The sequence below is a fragment of the Sorangium sp. So ce394 genome, from assembly GCF_051474665.1.
Lineage (GTDB): Bacteria > Myxococcota_A > Polyangia > Polyangiales > Polyangiaceae > Sorangium > Sorangium cellulosum_D.
Genome location: NZ_CP150339.1, coordinates 11,909,842 through 11,928,093 on the forward strand (window position 1 = coordinate 11,909,842; position 18,252 = coordinate 11,928,093).

The 18,252-nt window shown below is 73.7% G+C and carries 15 protein-coding genes; 10 read left to right on the plus strand and 5 right to left on the minus strand.

The features are described from left to right. Window positions 1-16 precede the first annotated feature (16 nt). On the minus strand, window positions 17-985 hold the full coding sequence (locus WMF33_RS44045; RefSeq protein WP_437334183.1) for a hypothetical protein: 969 nt from the start codon (window positions 983-985) through the stop codon (window positions 17-19). A 218-nt stretch (window positions 986-1,203) separates the two neighbouring features. Then, window positions 1,204-2,184 carry a methionyl-tRNA formyltransferase gene (locus tag WMF33_RS44050; protein ID WP_437334184.1) on the minus strand — a complete coding sequence of 327 codons (981 nt, stop codon included), beginning with the start codon at window positions 2,182-2,184 and terminating at the stop codon, window positions 1,204-1,206. Here WMF33_RS44050 and WMF33_RS44055 point away from each other — a divergent pair. The 9 genes from WMF33_RS44055 to WMF33_RS44095 all read left to right on the plus strand — a co-directional run bounded on the left by WMF33_RS44055 (window position 2,157) and on the right by WMF33_RS44095 (window position 8,956). Next, entirely contained in the window at window positions 2,157-2,984 is an 828-nt protein-coding gene (locus tag WMF33_RS44055) for a cell division ATP-binding protein FtsE (protein ID WP_437334185.1), read from the plus strand. The genes WMF33_RS44050 and WMF33_RS44055 overlap by 28 nt on opposite strands. A gap of 46 nt (window positions 2,985-3,030) precedes the next feature. Further along, a complete protein-coding gene (locus tag WMF33_RS44060; RefSeq protein WP_437334186.1) occupies window positions 3,031-3,924 on the plus strand; it encodes a cell division protein FtsX in 894 nt (297 codons plus the stop codon). Further along, window positions 3,921-4,922, plus strand: a complete 1,002-nt coding sequence (locus WMF33_RS44065; RefSeq protein ID WP_437334187.1) for a murein hydrolase activator EnvC family protein — start codon at window positions 3,921-3,923, stop codon at window positions 4,920-4,922. Before WMF33_RS44060 ends, WMF33_RS44065 begins: the two co-directional genes overlap by 4 nt. Before the next feature lie 95 nt (window positions 4,923-5,017). Next, window positions 5,018-5,791: a ribonuclease PH gene (gene rph / locus WMF33_RS44070; protein WP_061622322.1), complete on the plus strand. Its 774-nt coding sequence runs from the start codon at window positions 5,018-5,020 to the stop codon at window positions 5,789-5,791. Continuing rightward, entirely contained in the window at window positions 5,788-6,411 is a 624-nt protein-coding gene (rdgB, locus tag WMF33_RS44075) for an RdgB/HAM1 family non-canonical purine NTP pyrophosphatase (RefSeq protein ID WP_437334188.1), read from the plus strand. The genes rph and rdgB overlap by 4 nt, the downstream gene beginning before the upstream one ends. Window positions 6,412-6,524: 113 nt before the next feature. Continuing rightward, window positions 6,525-6,899 carry an AtpZ/AtpI family protein gene (locus WMF33_RS44080; RefSeq protein WP_437334189.1) on the plus strand — a complete coding sequence of 125 codons (375 nt, stop codon included), beginning with the start codon at window positions 6,525-6,527 and terminating at the stop codon, window positions 6,897-6,899. Continuing rightward, window positions 6,889-7,353, plus strand: a complete 465-nt coding sequence (locus WMF33_RS44085; RefSeq protein ID WP_437334190.1) for an ATP synthase subunit I — start codon at window positions 6,889-6,891, stop codon at window positions 7,351-7,353. Before WMF33_RS44080 ends, WMF33_RS44085 begins: the two co-directional genes overlap by 11 nt. A 203-nt stretch (window positions 7,354-7,556) precedes the next feature. Next, a complete protein-coding gene (gene atpB / locus WMF33_RS44090) occupies window positions 7,557-8,327 on the plus strand; it encodes a F0F1 ATP synthase subunit A (RefSeq protein ID WP_437315976.1) in 771 nt (256 codons plus the stop codon). A 290-nt stretch (window positions 8,328-8,617) separates the two neighbouring features. Next, window positions 8,618-8,956, plus strand: a complete 339-nt coding sequence (locus WMF33_RS44095) for an ATP synthase F0 subunit C (protein ID WP_061622327.1) — start codon at window positions 8,618-8,620, stop codon at window positions 8,954-8,956. Window positions 8,957-9,224: 268 nt separating this feature from the next. Here WMF33_RS44095 and WMF33_RS44100 read toward each other — a convergent pair whose 3' ends face one another. From WMF33_RS44100 to WMF33_RS44110, 3 genes are all read right to left on the minus strand, one after another. After that, complete coding sequence (locus tag WMF33_RS44100) at window positions 9,225-10,589, minus strand: L,D-transpeptidase (protein WP_437334191.1); 1,365 nt, start codon at window positions 10,587-10,589, stop codon at window positions 9,225-9,227. A 37-nt stretch (window positions 10,590-10,626) separates the two neighbouring features. Further along, window positions 10,627-11,772: an FHA domain-containing protein gene (locus tag WMF33_RS44105; RefSeq protein ID WP_437334192.1), complete on the minus strand. Its 1,146-nt coding sequence runs from the start codon at window positions 11,770-11,772 to the stop codon at window positions 10,627-10,629. Between the two features lie 274 nt (window positions 11,773-12,046). Beyond that, the gene (locus WMF33_RS44110; RefSeq protein WP_437334193.1) at window positions 12,047-13,651 is read right to left on the minus strand and encodes a hypothetical protein; all 1,605 of its coding nucleotides are present in this window, start codon (window positions 13,649-13,651) and stop codon (window positions 12,047-12,049) included. Between the two features lie 479 nt (window positions 13,652-14,130). Between WMF33_RS44110 and WMF33_RS44115 the strand changes: the two genes are divergently transcribed. Next, window positions 14,131-17,601: a DNA translocase FtsK 4TM domain-containing protein gene (locus WMF33_RS44115; RefSeq protein WP_437334194.1), complete on the plus strand. Its 3,471-nt coding sequence runs from the start codon at window positions 14,131-14,133 to the stop codon at window positions 17,599-17,601. The last annotated feature ends 651 nt before the right edge of the window (window positions 17,602-18,252 follow it).

An 18,252-nucleotide genomic window follows, 5' to 3' on the forward strand; every position in this document is an offset into this window, starting at 1 on the left:
AGGCGGCGTGGCGGCGTCAGAGGTCGTCGTAGAAGAGCGGCTCCCTGTTGCGCGTGAACCGGGAAACGAGCTGGCGGCCCTCCGCCGAGATCTGCGTGATCCGGGCGCCGAAGCCCGGCTCGGCCGAGTCCTTCGAGCCGCCGGCCTCGCGCGTCCACCGGACCGCCGCCAGCGCGGTGAATTCGTAGTCGCCCGGCAGGCGGACACGCAAGGTCACGACGGAGCCGATCGGCGGGATCTTGTAGGTCGCGACGAAGATGCCCCCGTGCTCGATCACGTCGTTGCCAGCGAGCCCCTTGTAAAAGTTCGACGGGGTGAGAGCGCCTAGCTCGACGTCGACGACGGCGGCTGGCGCGCGGTTGTCGACCGGCGGCGGCGCGGCCTGGGGCGGCGGCGCTCGGCGCGCGTCCGCAGCCGGGTGAGGCGCGGCGGGGTACGCGGGCGGGGCCGGCGCATGCCGCGGCGGCTGCGGCGAGGGCAGCGTCTGCTGGAGGTGCGCAGGGGCGGCCACCGCGACCGGCGGCGGCGCAGCGACCGGGGCGGGCGCACGGGCCGCCGCGACGGGTGCGGGCGCGGCTACCGGGACCGGGACCGGTGCAGGCGCAACTGCGACGGGCGCAGGCGCCGCCGCGACGGGCGCAGGCGCAACTGCGACGGGCGCAGGCGCCGCCGCGACGGGCGCAGGCGCCACCGCGACCGGCGGCGGCGCGGCCGCCGCTGCGGGCGCCGGCGGCGGCGCGCCTGCGGCGGCCTGCGCCCTGCTCAGCGCGTGCACCTTGCTCAGCGAGGACGCGACGTGCTCCATCAAGACGTCGATCACGGGATCGGCCACCGTGATCCTCTGCAGGCGGTTCAGGACGTCGCGCACGTGGCCGAGCGCGACCTCGCTGCCGTCGAGGGTCTGTCCCCCGGAGCGCTCGATGCGGTGCATGATGCCCATCGCCTGCGCGATCGGCTCGGCGAGCGCCTCGACGTCCGGCGACACTCCCCCGTTCGACTGGAGCGCATTGAGCGCCGATGCGAGCAGTTCGCGGGCGCTTTTCGCAAGCTGCGCGGGTTCCGACATGAATCCTCCGAAGGGCGCATCCTACGCGGTCGCGCGCGCGCAGGTTCAGGTTTCGATGGCCCGCGCGCCGGCCAGGCGACCCCGCCGGCGCGGCGACCGGCGCCGCGGCCGGTAGCCGAGCGCGCCCGGGCCGGCCGTCACCCGCTCGGCGCGCCCGACGCCACGAGCGCCGCGAGCTCGCCCGCCGACGCCGGCTCGCCATCGATCTCCCCCTCCAGCAGCGCGACGGCCGTGTCGCCGGTCCTCACGAGGACCACCCCGCCCTGCGCCACCGCCTCGCCCGGCGCGAGCGCTCCCGGGAAGGTCGGCGCCGGCGCGGCCCGCAGGACGATGACGCAGGCGCCCTCGATCTCGGTCCACGCCCCCGGCGCCGGCGCGAGGGCGCGGATGTGCCGGAGCACGCGCTCCGTCGGCCAGGACCAGCAGATCGCGCACGCCTCGTCGTCCGGCGCGGGCGCCTGCGTCGCGAGCGCCGGATCCTGGGCGACGCCCTCTACCTCATCGCCGCGCGCGAACCGGGCGACCGTGCGTCGCAGGACGCGCAGGCTCGGCCGGTCCAGCGCGCGGGCGAGCTGCCACGCGGTCCACGCCGGATCGATCGGGAGCCGCTCCTGGTCGAGGATGTCGCCGGTGTCGTACTCCGCCTCGATCCGGTGCGCCGTGACGCCGCTCTCGGCGTCGCCCGAGGCGATCGCCCAGTAGGTGGGATCGGGCCCGCGGTGGCGCGGGAGCAGCGAGGGGTGCACGCCGATCCCGCCGAGCCGCGCCGCCCGCACGAGCGACATCGGCAGGCGCGTGGTCCAGAACCAGCTCACCAGGAGATCGGGCGCGAGCGCCTCGACGCGCGACCTGAGCTCGGGCCGCTCGACGTCGGGGCGCAGGAGGAGGCGCTCGCCGAAGAGGCGGCGGGCGCGGCGGAGCCCCACCGCGTCGGCGCGGCTGATCGCGGCGAGCGCGATCTCGTGGCCGTCGCCGTGGAGCAGCAGCGCGGCCAGCGGGAGGCCGAAAAAGGCGACCCGGAGGGGGCGCTCGCCCGGGCGTCGGCCGAAAAGTTTTCCGTGTCCGAGCAGGCTGATAGGTGAAGGGTCCGATGGCGGCGCCCCCTCCGCAAGGCTCATTTCGTCCGGCGCTCCGGCCCGGCCACCGCTACGACGCATCCGCCGCGCGCCGGCCGATCCTCGTGTTCGAGGACGTATATAAGTCGTACCGCGCGGATCAGCCGGTGCTCCGGGGGATGTCGCTCTCGATCGAGCGGGGCGAGTTCGTGTTCATCACCGGCCCGAGCGGCTCGGGCAAGAGCACGCTCCTCCGGCTCGTGCACCGCACCGAGCGCGTCGACGACGGCCGGATCCTGTTCCTCGGCCGGGACATCGCGCGCCTGACCGACGCGTCGATCCCCGCGCTCCGGCGCAACGTCGGCTTCGTGTTCCAGGATTTCAAGCTGGTCCCGAGCTGGACGGTGTTCGACAACGTGGCGATCACGCTCGAGGTCCTCGGCCTGCCGTCGCGCCTGCTCCGGACCCGGGTCGGCGAGGCGCTCGAGCGCGTCGGCCTGTCGGGGCGCGGCGGCGACCGGGCGCAGGTGCTGAGCGGCGGCGAGCAGCAGCGCGTCTCGATCGCGCGCGCGATCGTCGGGGAGCCGGCGCTGATCCTGGCGGACGAGCCGACGGGCAACCTCGACCCGCAGCTCGCGATCGATCTGCTCGGGCTGTTCGAGGACATCCACGAGACCGGCACGACGGTCCTGTTCGCGACGCACGATCGGACGCTGCTCGACGTGCGCCCGCGGCGGGTGGTCGTGCTCGACGACGGCAAGGCGACGGACGTGCCGCACGGCCTCGGGTCCGGCGGCGAGCTCGCCGGCGACGGCGACGCCGTCGAGGACGAGATGGACAGCGGCGTGCGCGGCGCGGCGTAGCGCCGAGGGCTCCGGCTCAGGCTCCGGGGATAGAAGAGGGAACGGGATGCAGACGAGCGAGCGTGACGATCGGCGGAGATGGCTTCGCACCTGGCGGGCCGGGAGGAGCGACTGGCGCCTGCAGGCGCTGTCGATCTTCTCGCTCGCGGTCGCGTTCGTCTGCCTCGCGTCGGCCCTCCTCGTGGTCACGAACCTCATGGCCGTGCGCGATCGCTGGTCGCGCGCGGGCCGCGCCACGGTCTACCTGCGCGACAGCGCGACCGACGCGGAGATCGCGGATCTCACCCGCGCGCTCGAGGGCACGGACGGGGTCAAGAAGGTCCGCCTGGTGACGAGCGCCGAGGCGCGCCGCGAGGTGGTGCACGACGACGGCGACAAGGCCCTCGCCGCGCTGCCGCCGAGCGCGTTCCCCGCGTCCCTCGAGGTCGGCTTCACCGAGGAGATCTCCGACGAGGCGCTCGCGTCGATGACCGTGAAGCTGCGCGCCCTGCCGGCCGTGGACACGGTGGAGACCTACCAGCGCTGGACGGAGCGGCTCTCGTCGCTCCTCGGCGGCGGCGTGGCCGCGAGCACCTGCCTCGCGGCGATCGTCCTCTGCGCCGTCGTCAGCGTCATCGGCTCGACGATGCGCCTCCTCTTGCACCGCCGGAAGATCGAGGTCGAGGTGCTGAAGCTGGTCGGCGCGACCGACGGCTTCGTGCGCCGGCCGTTCATCGTCGAGGGCGCGACGCAGGGCGCCGCCGGCGCGGCCGGCGCGCTCCTCATGCTCGGCGCGCTGTTCCTGATGGTGCGGGGCCGCTTCGATCACGAGCTCGCCAACCTGCTCGGCGTCTCGCCGTCGTTCCTGCCCTGGGAGGTCGCGCTCGGCATGGTCGGCCTCGGCGCCGCCCTCGGCGCCGCCACCGCGCTGCTCACGCTGCGCAAGATGGTGGCCGTGTGAGGCGCCGCGCCCGGCTCGCGCCGATCGCGCTGGCGCTCTTGACCGGCGCGGCGACCAGCGGCGCCGCGGTCCCGGCGGCCGACGCCCCGTCGTCGGCCTCCCTGGCGGCGCCGGCGGCGCGCCCGAGCTCCGCGCTGGCGGAGAACGATCTCGATCGGCTGCTCGCGAAGCTCGACGCCGAGGAGAAGGCGCTGCGCGCGGAGCTCGACGCGATCGGCCCCGCGCTCGAGCTCACCCGCCGCCGCATGGTCGCGCGCGGCCGCGCGTACTACCGCCACGTCCGCGCCGGCTTCCTCCCGGTGGGCGGCGGGTTCGACGCGCTGGTCGACCACGCCGCCCGCGTGGAGCGCACCCGGCTCGCGCTCGAGCGCGATCTCGCCCGCGAGGCCGAGCTGACCCGGCGCAGCGCCGAGCTCGCGGATCGACTCACGCACCTCGGCGCGGAGCGCGCGCCGCTCGAGGTGCACCGCGAGGCGATGAACCGCGCGCGGGTCGCGCTGGCCCAGGAGGAGGAGCGCCGCGCCGCGTTCTCGCGCGCGTTCGAGACGAGCGTGCGCCCCGACTACCTCGCGATCTACGGCGCCGACACCGGCCCCGCCGAGCTCGATCGGCGCGCCGGCTTCCGCTCGCTCCTCGGCCGGCTCCCCTTCCCCATCGCCGGCCGCGCCGAGGTGCGCAAGGTGTCGCGCCGCGGCGCCGGCGGGCCCGGCGTCGAGCTCACCGCGCTCTCCGGCGCGCCGGTCCGCAGCGTGGCCGCGGGGCGGGTCGCCTTCGCCGACACCTACGCGGATTACGGGCTCACGGTGATCGTCGATCACGGCGAGCGGCACTACTCGGTGTACGCGAACCTCGGCGCCGCCGACGTGCGCGCCGGCGATCAGGTCGCAGGCGGGGCGCGGGTGGGCACGGTCGGGAGCGGGCCGGACGGCGCGAAGCTCTACTTCGAGCTCCGGCGCGGCGCCGACGTGATCGACCCGGGCCCCTGGTTCGGGATGTAGCGACGCAGGACCGCAGCGACGCAAACCGCAGGGCGCCTCGCGCGCCGCCGCGACGCGAGCCCGTGCGTCGCCCGAGTTGTGCTAAGGCGGCCCTCGTGAATCGCCCTGACGGCCGCGCCCTCGACGTCCACCGCCCGGTGGAGATGATCCTCGGGTTCCACCGCAACGCGGAGGGGTCCGTCCTCTACCGCGCCGGGAGGACGGTCGTGCTCTGCACGGCGTCGGTCGAGCCCACCGTGCCCGCGTGGATGATCGGCAAGGGGGCGGGCTGGCTCACGGCCGAGTACCAGATGCACCCGCGATCGAGCCCGACCCGGAGGGAGCCGCGCGACGGGCGGGGCAAGGCGCCGAGCGGGCGCACGCAGGAGATCCAGCGGCTCATCGGGCGCGCGCTCCGCGCGGCGATCGACATGAAGCAGCTCGGCGAGCAGACGATCGCGATCGACTGCGACATCCTCGAGGCGGACGGGGGCACGCGGACCGCGTCGATCACCGCCGGGTTCGTGGCGCTCGCGCTGGCGCTCGACCGGATGCGGGCGGCCGGGTCGCTGAAGGGGCCGGCGCTCCGCGATCAGGTGGCGGCGATCAGCGTGGGCCACCTCCCGGGCGGGCTCGCCCTCGACCTCGTGTACACGGAGGACAGCGCGGCGCGCGTCGACATGAACGTCGTGGCGACCGCGGTCGGCGCGATCGTCGAGGTCCAGGCGACCGCCGAGGACGAGGCCATCCCCCGGACGGAGCTCGACCGCATGATCGACCTCGCGCTCGCGGGCGTGGCGTCGCTCGCGAGCGCGCAGCACCGCGCGCTGAGCGACGCCGGCGTCGACCTCGCGGCGCTGTTCCAGACCGATCACTGGAGGGTCGCGTGAGCCGAGAGCCGCTCTGCCTGCTCGCCGCGACCTCGAACCGGGGCAAGCTCGCGGAGCTGCGGTCGCTGCTCGCCGATCTCCCGATCGAGGTGCGCTCGCTGGCCGAGGTGTTGCCGGACGCGCCGCCGGTGGTCGAGGACGGCGCGACGTTCCTGGAGAACGCGCTCCTCAAGGTGCGCGCCGGGGCGCTCCGGTCGGGCCTGGTGACGCTCGCCGAGGACTCGGGGCTCGAGGTGGACGCGCTCGGCGGCCGGCCGGGCGTGCGGTCCGCCCGCTTCGCCGGCGAGCACGCGACCGACACGGAGAACAACGCGGCGCTGCTCGCGGCGCTCGCGGACGTGCCCGACGACCAGCGTCGAGCGCGCTTCCGCTGCGTGATGGTCCTGCTCGATCCGCGGTCTGCGGAGCAGCCCATCGTCACCGAAGGGCGCTGCGAGGGGTGGATCGCCAGGCAGCCCAAGGGCTCGGGCGGCTTCGGCTACGACCCGCTGTTCGTCGTGGAAGCGTACGGACGGACCATGGCCGAGCTCGGCGAGGCCGAGAAGAACCGCGTGAGCCACCGCGGCGAGGCGGCGCAGGCGATGCGCTCCGCGCTGGAGGCGCTGATCGCGCGGCGGTAGCAGGCGCGACGCGCGACGCCGTCGGAGCGCTCCGACGGCGGTTGACCCCGTCCGGGACCGCTTGTAATCGCGACCCGAGGCACCCAGGTACTGCCTGGTGATCGGATCCCCTGATGAAGCAGGACTGGAAGGCCGTCGGAAGCTACGGGACCGTCGGTCTCGAGGTGGTGCTCTGCATCCTGGTCGGCCTGTTCATCGGCCGCTGGCTCGACGCGAAGCTCGGGACCGAGCCGTACCTCGCGGTGCTCTGGTTCTTCTTCGGCCTCGGCGCCGCCGGCAAGGCGGTCCACCGGGCGTGGAGGGAGATGCAGGCGGCGGCCGCGCGCGAGGAGCGCGAGCAGGGGAACCCCGCGCCGATGTTCGACGACCGCAAGGCGCTCGCGGACGAGCGCGCGGCGAGCGGTCACGGGAACGGCCGGGCGGACTCGATCGACGTGGTCCCCTACCCCGACGAGCGGCAGCCCGCGAAGGAGCACGATGAGCGCTGAGCGAAGCCCCGGGACGCGCGACGGCGGCCCGCCGCACGAGGAGCCCGACGCGGACGGACAGCCCGGCGTCGGCGACGCGACCATGCGGGCCGTGCTCCGCTGGGTGGCCGGCACCGCGGCGGTCCTGGCCGTGGCCGCGCTGCTCGCGTACGGCGTGCGCGCGGCGCTCGGCGTCGGCATCGGGGGCGCCATCGCCACCGCGAACCTGTACGTCTTCGCGCGCATCGTCGACGCGTTCCTCTCGCGCAGGGGCCGCACCGTGTCGTGGACGCTGATCGCGATCATCAAGCTGCTCGGCCTGATGGGCGGCGTCTGGCTCGTCCTGAAGACCGAGTTCGTCTCGGGGGTCGCGCTGATGGTCGGCTACGCCTCGCTCGTGGTCGGCATCACCCTGGGGACGCTGTTCGGGCCGAAGCCCCCGGCCGACGGAGCCCCCCCTGGCGCTCGCGGCTGAGCTCCCGCGTCGGCCGGCGCCGCCGCCAGCGACCCGCGCGACGCGGCGGCGCGTCGGCGCGCTCCAGGGTGCCCACCGTAAAGGAGTTGTGGTAGAGGCGAGGCCCCTCGACCGAGGGCGAACTCCCCCAAGGCGCGCCGGCGCGCGCGGCCGTCCCGGCACAGCCGCGCGGCCGTCGGCGCCGCGCATCGACGACGAAAGCCATGCCTGAGCATACAGGGTTCCTCACGTACCTCCTGGCGCAGCTCCCCGGACTCCGGGAGAACGCTCGCAACATCGGCAAGACGTTCATCGGTCACCACACGGTCGACTACCGCGGGACCGAGCCGATCTTCATGAGCCTCCTCATCATGGTGCTGTTCGTGCTGCTCGCGAGCGAGGTGCGCGGGCAGTACCGGCGCCTGAACGAGTCCGTGGTCCCGGAGGACAAGCTCACGCTGCGCACGTTCTTCGAGGCGTTCTTCGGCTACTTCTACGGCATGGCTCGGGACGTGATGGGGCCCGAGAACGCGAAGCGGTACTTCCCGCTCATCGGGGGCTCGGCGGCGTTCATCTTCTTCTCGAACGCGTCGGCGCTCATCCCGGGCGTGAACCCGCCGACCTCGAACCTGAACGTCACGATCGGGTGCGCCGTCGTGGTGTTCGTCCTTTTCAACTACTACGGGCTGAAGGAGAACGGCTGGGGCTACATCGCCCACCTCGCCGGGCCGAAGTGGTACCTGGCGCCGCTCATCTTCCCCATCGAGGTCATCTCCACCTGCGTCCGCCCGGTCACGCTCTCGATCCGGCTCATGCTCAACATCGGGGTCGACCACCTCGTGGCGAGCATCTTCCTCGGGCTGGTCGCGCTGTTCGTCCCGGTGCCGCTGATGTTCCTGGCGATCATCGTCATCGTCGTGCAGACGCTGGTGTTCTGCCTGCTGAGCTGCATCTACATCGGGCTCGCGACGGAGAAGGCGGACCACCATCACTGATCGCTTCGCCTGACCGCTCGATCAGGCATCACCCGGCGCCGAGGAGAACGGCGCTGGAGGTGAAGAGAAGGCTAGCCAGCCCTCGAAAATCGGATTAGAGGGGCCCCGCTGTCGATGGGTTGCCCCAGAGCGGTGGGTGGACTGCACGAGCGCGTCCCCTACCGAGCAGTCGAAGAGGTCCCGGGAGCGATCCCCGGTTCTCGAGGGGGTGCCGCCCGCGCGGCCCCCGACCCACGCAGATGTACGCATGCAGCCCCGCGGGCTGTGTGGCTTGAAAGGAGCAGATTCGGATGTCGCTGAAGAGCAAGCTGTCGCTGTCCGCCGTTGTCGGCACTGCGCTGGTACTGGTTCCCGCTATGGCGCTGGCGCAGGATGGCGCGGCGTCGAACAAGTACGACGCGAACTCGTGGCTCGCCGTCGCTGCCGGATTCGCGATCGGCATCGCTGCCCTCGGCGGCACCATGGGCCAGGGTCGCGCCGCTGCGGCCGCCCTCGAGGGTATCTCCCGGAACCCGGGCGCCGCGGCCCGGATCCAGACCCCGATGATCCTCGGCCTGGCGCTCATCGAGTCGCTCGTGCTCCTCTCCTGGGTCATCGCCTTCTTCCTCCAGGGCAAGATCGCCCTCTGAGCCAGCGCCGGCCGCGCCCCACCGGGCCCGGCTCCGCTGCTCCTTTCTCCCCTCCCGCTGCGCCGGCCGAGCGCCCCCTCGATGGGACCTCGCCTGTGCGCGCCCTCCATCTCCTGCGCATAGACCCATCGATGCCGCGGCGTTCGCGGATCGGCTCGCGCACGCCGCGGCCTGCGTGATCCGTCGCGCACGCCGCGGCCTGCGTGATCCGTCGCGCGCGCCGCGGCCTGCGCGATCCGTCGCGCGCGCCGCAGGTCGCGCCCCGGCGCTAGCGCACGCGCACCACGGTGCCCGCCTCGTGCGCCGTGGGGAGGACCGCCGTCCAGCCGGCGGGCAGCCGCGGCGAGGTCCACCAGAACAGCCGCTGCGCGTCGAGCGGGGCCAGGTTCACGCAGCCGTGGCTCCGCACCTGGCCGAACGAGCGATGCCAGAACGCGCCGTGCAGCCCGACCCCCTTGGAGAAGTACTGCACGTAGGGGACGTCCTCCATCCGGTAATAGCGGTCGGCGCCTTCGTCCTCGAGGTTGTCCATGTCCGAGGTGAGCAGCTTGGCCCAGATGCGGAACGTGCCGGCGGGCGTCGCGCGCGACGACCCGGGCGCGCCCTTGCCGGTCGAGACCAGCGTCGCGAACACCGGGCGACGCCCCTCGTAGGCCACGAGCGTCTGCGTCGAACGCTCGACGTCGATCCACCGCTCGCCCGCCTCGGCGTCGACCTCGGGCGGCGGCGGCGCCACCGACGGGCGCCGGAGATCGCGGAGCGAGATCCACGTCGCCGCGTCGCCGTCCGCGATGCGCGCGAGCTTGCCCGAGGCGCCCTGCGCCTCCTCGAGCGTGGAGACGACCTCGAACCGCGCCTTGCTCTCCTCGGTCCGCGCGAAGCCCGCCGCCGTGCGCGTGAAGAGCGGAGCCCGCTCGGACACGACCCACGCGATCCCGATCTCCGCGGCGCCCGGAGGGACATCCACGCCGTGGAAGGCGAACGCGCGCACCGGGCCGAGATCGCGCATCGGCACCCAGAGGCCGCTGTTCGTGCGGCCGTAGCGCGACCCGCCGAGCGCCCGCTCCTCGACGATCGCCACCGCGAAGCCGGGCTCGAGCTGCGCGTCCGGCGCGTCGATGTCGGCCGCCTCGACCCGGCGGTAGCCGAACGACCCGTCGGGGCCGACGAAGTAGTAGCGGTACGGGAGCCCGTCCGGCATCTCGCGCCACGTGCGCACGAGCGGGCTGATCGGACCCGCGGCGGAGAGCTCGACGGCGTCGTCGCAGACCCAGGCCGCGGCCCCCACCTCGAGCCAGCGACCGAGGCAGCCGCCGTCGCGCCGGGCCGCGAAGATGGGCAGCTGCACGTTGCGATCGACGGAGCCGCGCCGGCGCGGGTTCTCGCCCGGCGCCTCGAACAGCGGCTGATCGCGCTTGAGCACGCGCGCGCTCTTGACCCACGCCGGCAGCGGAGCGTCGCCCTCCGCGACCCACGGCGGCAGCTGCGACGCGAGGACCGCGCCGCCCCAGATCATCGCGCCGAGGCCGACCGCCGCGGCGACGGCCCTCAGCGCGACGCGGCGCACGCGCCGCAGCAGCGCCCCGCGGGGCAGCTCCACGAGGCCCGCGGCGGCGCCTCCACGCTTCGTCATCGTGCGAGCTCCGGCGGAAGACGCGGGACCGCCGCGATCAGCGGTAGGAGAAGCGCACTTCGTGATCGCAGATCCGGAAGAGATCGCCTTCGACGATGGCCTTCCGGGCGATGCGCTGGCCGTTGTACTCGACGCCGTTCGTCGAGCCCATGTCGACCATGTAGTACTGGCCGTTCAGGAACTCGACCATGGCGTGCTGGCGCGACACGTTCGGGTCCTTGATCGTCAGATCGCTCGACTGCTTGCCGCGCCCGATGATGAACCGGTCCTTGTTCACCACGAACCGCTGCCCCGCGTAGAACGCGGCGAGCGCCGGGCCCGCGGGGACCTGGTTCGGCATCGCCATGTTCATCGGCGGCGGGCCCGGCACGCTCGCCGCCGCCTGCGGCGGCACGCCGTACGGCGGCGGCGCCATCGGCGGCGCGATGGGCGTGGCGTACCCGGCGCCGCTGCTCAGCGGCGGCGGCGGCCCCGAGCGGCTCGCGGCGGCGCCAGGCATGCTCTGGCGCCCGCCGGGGTTCGTGGCCTGCGACGGGAGCGGCGGCGGCGCGCCGAGGCGGGTCACGCTGGTCGGCGGCGGCGGCGGGCCGCCGACGCGGCCCGGGATCGGCGGCGGAACGGGCAGGCTGGGCCGCTTCCCGCCGGCGCTGCTGCTGCCCGGCGGCGGCGGCGGCGGCGGCGGCGCGCCCGGCCGGACCTGCCCCGGCGGCGGCGGCGGCGTCAACGCCGGCACCGGCGTCGGCACGGGCCCCACGGGGGACACGCCGTACGGCGGCGAGGGCGCGCCATAGGCAGGCGCGCCGGCCGGCGCACCGTAGGCCCCCGCGGGCGGCTGCTGCTGCAGGGCGACCATCGGCGGCCCACCCGGCGGTCCGAAGGGCGGCGGCGAGCCGGGCGTCATCAGCCCGGGCGGCGGGGGCGTCGCGGCCGGAGGCACCGCGCTGGGCTGATGAGCGTGCGGGACCGGCTGGTGCCCGGAGCCGGGCGCCGCGTCGACCCTCGCGGGCGGCGGGAAGGGCGTGCGCGGGCTGTAGCTTCGCTGCCGCGCGTACTGCTTCATCGACTCGTTGATGAGGTAGTCGATGGAGCACTCGAGCTCGCGCGCCATCTGCTCGAACGTCTCCCAAAGGACATCGCGACACTGGAACGTCCGTGCGCTTTTCTTGTTCGGATCCGCGCTCATCTCTACCCAACGATAACGGAGGATGAATTGCGCTGGGAAGCGTCCTCCCGGCCTCTTCCCTGCAAGCACCTGATGCCTCTGGGCCGCGCCGAAGGCGCGCTGCGATCGCGACCATGGCCGCGCGAGATCCGAGGAGCGCGCGCGCGGCTCGCCGCGAAGCGCGCGCCCCCGCCGCGCCCCGCGCCGTGGCAGGAGCGCGGCGCGAGGGGCGCGCCGCGCGCCCTCGTGGCGGCGGGATCGCCCGACGATCCCGCGTGCTGCGCCGGCGCTCGCGTCACTTCTTCTCGCCCTTCTCGAGCTCCGGCTTCCTCTCCTGCATGGCCGGCTCGATGCAGTACTGGACGAACTCGCCGACGGTCTTCACGTCCCTGAGCTCGCGCTCGTTCGACCCCTCTTTCTGCACCTCGCACGCCCACTTGCAGTCCGGATCGGCGCCGCAGACCGGCGCGCGGGTGGTGTCGCCCTCGAGCGGCTTCACCGCCGCGAGATCGGCGGCCGTGCCGAAGGTGAAGTAATAGGCGATCGCGCTCGTGCGCACCGGCGCCGGGCCCTCGGTGAAGTGCTTCTTCAGCGCCTCGAGGGGCGAGCCCTCCTTCAGGTCGCCGAACGACGCGCCGTACGTGAGCGCCTCGGGCATGGCGAACCCCTTGCTGTCGGGGAGCCTGCTCATGAACTCGTCGATGTGCTTCACCGTCGACATCTTCAGGATGGTCGCGGCGGCGGCGCGGCGGATCTTCCACTTGTCGGTCTTGAACAGGCCGTAGAGCTTCTCGACGACGAGCTCGCGCGGCATCTCGCCGACGCGGCGGAATGCCTGATCGAGCACCGCGTCGGGCGCGTCCGCGGTGGCGATCTCGAGGATGCGCTGGATGTCGCTCGGGTTGTTGCGGTCGAGCCGGCCCTCGAGCGCGGCGAGGGCGGCCTGGCGGCGCTTCTCGGGCTGGTTCTTGTCCGCCGCGAACCCGAGGAGGAAGTCGACCGACGGCCTGCCGCCGAGCTTCTTCATCGAGCCGAAGACCCGGAAGAGCTCCTCCTCCTGGTACTGCGCGAGCTGCGCCTCGAACTGCTTCTCGGTGGGCGTGATCTTCGACGCGGCGTTCGCCGCCTGGAGCTCGGGCTTCTTCGCGTCGACCCACTCGCTGGAGGTGACGAACCTCGCGATGGCGACGAGGTTCGCCGAGGCGGCTTCCTTCGCCTGTGGGTCGCCGTACTCGGCCACGAGCGACGCCATCTGGTCGAGCCGCTTCGCCTCGCGCGTCATGAGCTTCGGCAGGCCGGCCACCGCGGGCGGGCCGATGAAGCGCAGGAGCTGCTCCATCCCGTAGGCCTGCGAGCGGTCCTCGAGCCGGTGCTCGAAGTCCGCCATCGCCCAGTCGATGAGGGCGGCCTTGAGCCCCTCCTTCAGCGCCTCGTCCGCGATGATCACGGTCCGATCGGACGTGAGCATCGCGTACGCGGCGTCCTTGTACGGGAACGAGGTGTCCACCGGGCGGGGCTGCCCGGGCGGCGCGACGGGCGGCGGCTTCCTCAGCTCGGCGATGATGGACGGCACGAGCGCGGCCACGATCGACTGCCTCGCCTCCGGGGCCATGGTCGCGAGGGTCTCGACCATGATGCCGATGCCCACGCGCCGGCCCTGCCGCGGCTTCATGCGGATGAGCGACGTGGCCGCCTCGATGCGGAGCGAGTTGTCGTACTTGTCGTGAAACAACACCGCCCTGAGCTTGTCGGGCCCGTGCGCCGTGGTCTCCCACCGGTGGATGTCGTTCTCATTGACGCGGCACCCGCTCGTCGCGAGCCCCACGCCAGCGGTCGCGAGGCACAGCACAAGAAGGCCCGCAGCGCCGACGCGCCGCCCTGCTCGTTCGACAGTTTCCATGCACGTCCCAGGAGGGTCGGGATGGTACCGCCCGCAGCGCTCTGTTTGAAAGAATTTCAAGGGCGGGAAGAAGGGAGCGAGGACAAAGTTTGCGCGAAATCCGGCTGGAACTCCAGCGCGGCGGCGCCCTCGGAGGCGCCCCCTCTCCGTGCCTCCCTCCCCTCCGTCCCCCCTCCCCTCCCCTCTGTCCCCCCTCTCCTCCATCTTCCCTCCCCCTCCCAGCCTCCCGCCTCGCCCGCCGAGGCCTGGAGGCCGCTCGAGTCCCCGTGCTCCTGGCGAGCTCAGGCGTGCGTGACGGTGCACGGAAGCGCGTGAAAGCGCCAGTTTCCTCCTGTTGCTTCCTGTTGCTTCCCGTCCGCTTCCGCTGCCCGGCTGTTTTTCCGTTTCCGTACGGCGCTTTCCCTCCTTACTCAGACCTCCCAGACTTCTTGCCCCCGGGGTGGAGTGCGCATATGTGAGCAAGGTAGGTTTAGGTAGGCATGAACGTCCCCTTGTTCGCTCCTCGCCGTGCTCAGCCCGCCGCCGGCCTTGGCGAGCCCTTGCGGTCCGGGGTGCGCAGCGCCGCACGGACCAGCCCGACGGGGGTCTCGGGCCCTGCCGCGCCGCCGGGACACAGCTACGCCCGGGATGCGGCGGCGCTGGTCCTCCTGGTGTCCGCCCTGTACAGCGCCCTCGCACTCGCGTCGTTTCGCGCGGATCCGCTGCGCCCGGAGGTCTCGGGCGACGACTGGGTGGGGCCGGTGGGCGCGGCGCTCGCGGGAGCGTCGGTCCAGGCGGTCGGGGTCATCGCGTGGTTCGTCCCGCTGGAGCTCGCGCTGCTCGCGATGCCGCTGCTCGGGGCGAAGCGCTCGATCGCGAGCCTGTTCCGGCTGAGCGGCGACATCGTCGTGGTCATCGTGCTCGCGGCGCTCGCGCACGTGGCGTTCCCGCGGGCGGTCGCGTTCGGCGCGATGCCGCTCGGCGGGGCCGTGGGCGAGCTGTTCGGGGAGGTGCTGCGCGCGCTCTTCTCGAACATCGGGTCGTACATCATCGGGCTCACCATCGTCGCGCTCATCCTGATGGGCCGGGCGACGTTCTCGTTCATCGAGCTGGCGCACCGGGCCGAGCAGCTCGCCGTGGCCATCGCCGCGCGCGTCGCCGGCTGGGCGCGCGCGCTCTTCGGGGCGTGGGCCGCGGCGCGCGATCTGGAGCGGCGGGAGGGCGCCTCGACGCAGGAGGCGCCGCCGATCATCGCGCGCAACTCGAGCCCCGACGCGATCATCGCCGCGCTGGCCGACGACGCGGACGAGCCGCTCTCCGACCCCGCCGCGAGGACCACGCCCGTCGAGCCGGCCCACGCCGAGGCGCCGGCGCTCGATCTCTGGAAGAGCGCGCCGCTGAGCGCCGCCGCCGAGGAGCCCGCGGCCCCGCCGAAGCCGCGGCGCGGGAGGAAGGCGCAGGCCAAGGAGCCGCGCGAGGCGGCGCCGCAGGGGAGCGAGGCGCGCGAGCCGGCGGTCCGCGGCGGCGACGCGCACGACGTGGTCATCCACGGCGCCGAGCCGCGCGAGCTGGTGATCCACGGCGGCGAGGCGCACGAGGTGGTGACCCGCGGCGGCGAGGCGCACGAGGTGGTGACCCGCGGCGGCGAGGCGCACGAGGTGGTCGTCCACGGCGCCGAGCCGGAGGAGGAGGAGGAGGAGGCGCCCGAGAGCGATGCGCCGCGCGAGGCGGCGCTGCACGGCGCCGGGCCGCGCGGGGGCGCGCAGCGGTTCGTCGAGCTGACCGAGGAAGCGGAGCGCGAAGGAGCGCAGCGCGCCGCCGAGCCGCGCGAACGGGCGCAGCGCGCCGCCGAGCCGCGCGAACGGGCGCAGCGCGCCGCCGAGCCGCGCGAACGGGCGCAGCGCGCCGTCGAGCCGCGGCGGCCTGCGCGACGGCGCGCCGCGGCGCTCGCAGGGCCGCGCGACGCCGACGCCCTGGAGGACAGCGACGAGTCGCCGTTCGCGGGCGAGGCGCACCTCGTCGAGAGGATCGTCGAGCGGGAGGTGGAGCTCGACGAGGACGACGCGGTCGAGCCCGCGGCCTTCGAGTCGGACGACGACGACAGCGCGTTCGCGGAGCCGGAGGCGGTCGACGTGCCCACGCCGTCGCCCATCCTGCCGGTGCGCGGGCTGCCGGCGCGGGAGCCGGACGCCCACCGCGACGTGCCCGCCCGCGAGCCGGGCGACGCGGCCGCTCGCGAGGCCCGCGAGCCTCGCGACCTGCCCGCTCGCGAGCCGCGCGACGTGCCCGCCCGCGAGCCGCGCGAGCCGGATGCCCGGGCGGCCCACCGCGAGCCTCCTCCCGCCGGCGGCCCGGAGCGGCCTCAGGGCGCCGCGCCGCGCGCGCCGACGATCGTCGACACGAGCCGCGCGCTCGTCAGCGAGAAGCCCGCGGTGGTCAAGGTCGTCCCGGCCACCGGCGAGGGCTTCCGCCTGCCGTCGACCGACATGCTCGACGTGCCCGCGGGCGGGCGCCTCCAGCTCGACGCGGATCAGCTGAAGGCCACGGCGCAGCTCCTCGAGAAGACGCTCGCCGACTACGGCGTCAGCGGCAAGGTCGAGGAGATCCACCCCGGGCCCACGGTCACGACGTTCGAGGTCTCGCCCGCCGCCGGCACCAAGGTCTCGAAGGTGGCGGGCCTCGCGGACGACCTCGCGCTCGGCCTGTCGCGCAAGGTCCGCATCGTCGCCCCCATCCCCGGGAAGAACCGGATCGGCTTCGAGATCCCGAACGAGCACCGCCTGCCCGTCAACCTGCGCGAGCTCGTCGAGGATCGCCGCTTCGTCGAGATGAAGGCGCCGCTGCCGTGCGTGCTCGGCCGCGACATCATCGGGACGCCGTACTTCGCCGACCTCGCGTCGATGCCGCACGTCATCGTCGCGGGCGCGACCGGCGCCGGCAAGAGCGTCGGGCTCAACGTGATGCTCGTGAGCCTGCTCTTCCGCAAGACGCCGGACGAGCTCCGGCTCCTGATGATCGATCCCAAGGTCGTCGAGCTCGCGCCCTTCGACCGCATCCCGCACCTGCTCCTGCCGGTCGTGACGGACATGAAGCAGGCGGCGAACGCGCTCAAGTGGGCGGTCGACGAGATGGAGCGGCGCTACCAGCTCTTCGCGAACGCGGGGACGAAGAACATCACGACGTACAACGCGTGGGTCGAGCGCGTGCACCGCGGCGAGGCGCGCCCGCCGAAGCCCCCGGCCAAGGTGACCGCGATCGGCGCGGACGGGCTCGAGGTGGAGGTCGACGCGGCGAAGGACGGCTCCGACGCGGCGCTGCCGGAGAAGATCCCGTTCATCGTGATCGTGGTCGACGAGTTCGCCGACCTGATGATGCAGCAGGGCAAGGACGTGGAGGCGAGCGTGGCCCGGCTGGCGCAGAAGGCGCGCGCCGCCGGCATGCACGTCATCCTCGCGACGCAGCGGCCGAGCGTCGACGTGATCACCGGCATGATCAAGGCGAACTTCCCCACGCGCATCGCCTTCCGCGTCGCGCAGAAGGTGGACAGCCGCACGATCCTCGACGAGCAGGGCGCAGAGCACCTGCTCGGCCGCGGCGACATGCTGATCAAGATGAACGGCTCGAACGAGACGCGGCGCGTCCAGTGCCCGTTCTGCTCCGAGGAGGAGGTCCAGAAGATCACCGACTTCCTCCGGCTCCAGGGCGAGCCGGTCTACGACGAGGCGATCCTCCGGCCCCGGGACGAGGAGGGCGAGGAGCCCGACACCTCCGACGCCGAGGCCGATCCCATGTACGACGCCGCCGTGAGGATCGTGGCCGACACCCGGCGCTGCTCGACCTCGTGGCTGCAGCGCAAGCTCGGCGTCGGCTACAACCGCGCCGCCAAGCTGGTCGAGGCGATGGAGAAGCGCGGGCTCGTCGGGCCCGCGAACGGCGCCAAGGATCGCGAGGTGCTCATCGCGCCGATCTGACCCGCGCGCAAATTTATCTTGACGCCGCTTCGCAGCGCGTGTTGGCACGCCGCCGAGCCGTCGAGCCGTCGACTAGGACGCGCGGTCCCGATCGAATGTGGAGGAGAGCACAGCGCCGACCTTTCCGCCGCCGAGGCCGCGCGCTAGCATCGCGGTTCTTTTGACTTTCCCGTTCGAATGCTTCATGGAGCACGCAGGATGGCGCCTGAGGAAACGCGCACGCGTCTGATCGCTCAGATCGCGAGCCTCCTGAAAGAAGGGACGATGCCCGCAGACGCCCGCGCAGCGGGGCTGACGCTCATCGGTTGGCTTGCGAGACGCATGCCCGGAGAGGCGGCTTCGCGGGACGGCGTCGACGAGATGTGCCGTCGCGCGGCGGTCCTGGGGTGCCCGCCGCGGCGCGTGGGCGGGCGGCGATCCACCTGAGCGCGCGGCGCTGAGCGGGGCGGCGGGTGACGCGCGCCGCTGCCGTGCGCGGCGAAGCGCCTCCCGAGCCGGCGGCCGGCGAGCTGGCCGACCGCCCCCGGCGGGAGCGCGCGGCGGTCGCCTCCTTCCATGGGGGCGTCGCGCCGGCCCCCCGCGGCGACGAGGCGGCCGAAAGCGACATCAGTATCGTAATTTGTACGTGCCGTATCCAGCGCGGCTAAGCTC

Excerpts from the sequence above, each read along its gene's own strand:
- WMF33_RS44080 (WP_437334189.1), top strand. The coding sequence starts at position 6,525 with ATGAAGCAGGACTGGAAGGCCGTCGGAAGCTACGGGACCGTCGGTCTC.
- WMF33_RS44060 (WP_437334186.1), top strand. The coding sequence starts at position 3,031 with ATGCAGACGAGCGAGCGTGACGATCGGCGGAGATGGCTTCGCACCTGG.
- WMF33_RS44085 (WP_437334190.1), top strand. The coding sequence starts at position 6,889 with ATGAGCGCTGAGCGAAGCCCCGGGACGCGCGACGGCGGCCCGCCGCAC.
- WMF33_RS44100 (WP_437334191.1), bottom strand. The coding sequence starts at position 10,589 with ATGACGAAGCGTGGAGGCGCCGCCGCGGGCCTCGTGGAGCTGCCCCGC.
- atpB (WP_437315976.1), top strand. The coding sequence starts at position 7,557 with ATGCCTGAGCATACAGGGTTCCTCACGTACCTCCTGGCGCAGCTCCCC.
- WMF33_RS44050 (WP_437334184.1), bottom strand. The coding sequence starts at position 2,184 with ATGAGCCTTGCGGAGGGGGCGCCGCCATCGGACCCTTCACCTATCAGC.
- WMF33_RS44105 (WP_437334192.1), bottom strand. The coding sequence starts at position 11,772 with ATGAGCGCGGATCCGAACAAGAAAAGCGCACGGACGTTCCAGTGTCGC.
- WMF33_RS44095 (WP_061622327.1), top strand. The coding sequence starts at position 8,618 with ATGTCGCTGAAGAGCAAGCTGTCGCTGTCCGCCGTTGTCGGCACTGCG.
- WMF33_RS44115 (WP_437334194.1), top strand. The coding sequence starts at position 14,131 with ATGAACGTCCCCTTGTTCGCTCCTCGCCGTGCTCAGCCCGCCGCCGGC.
- WMF33_RS44055 (WP_437334185.1), top strand. The coding sequence starts at position 2,157 with ATGGCGGCGCCCCCTCCGCAAGGCTCATTTCGTCCGGCGCTCCGGCCC.
- WMF33_RS44110 (WP_437334193.1), bottom strand. The coding sequence starts at position 13,651 with ATGGAAACTGTCGAACGAGCAGGGCGGCGCGTCGGCGCTGCGGGCCTT.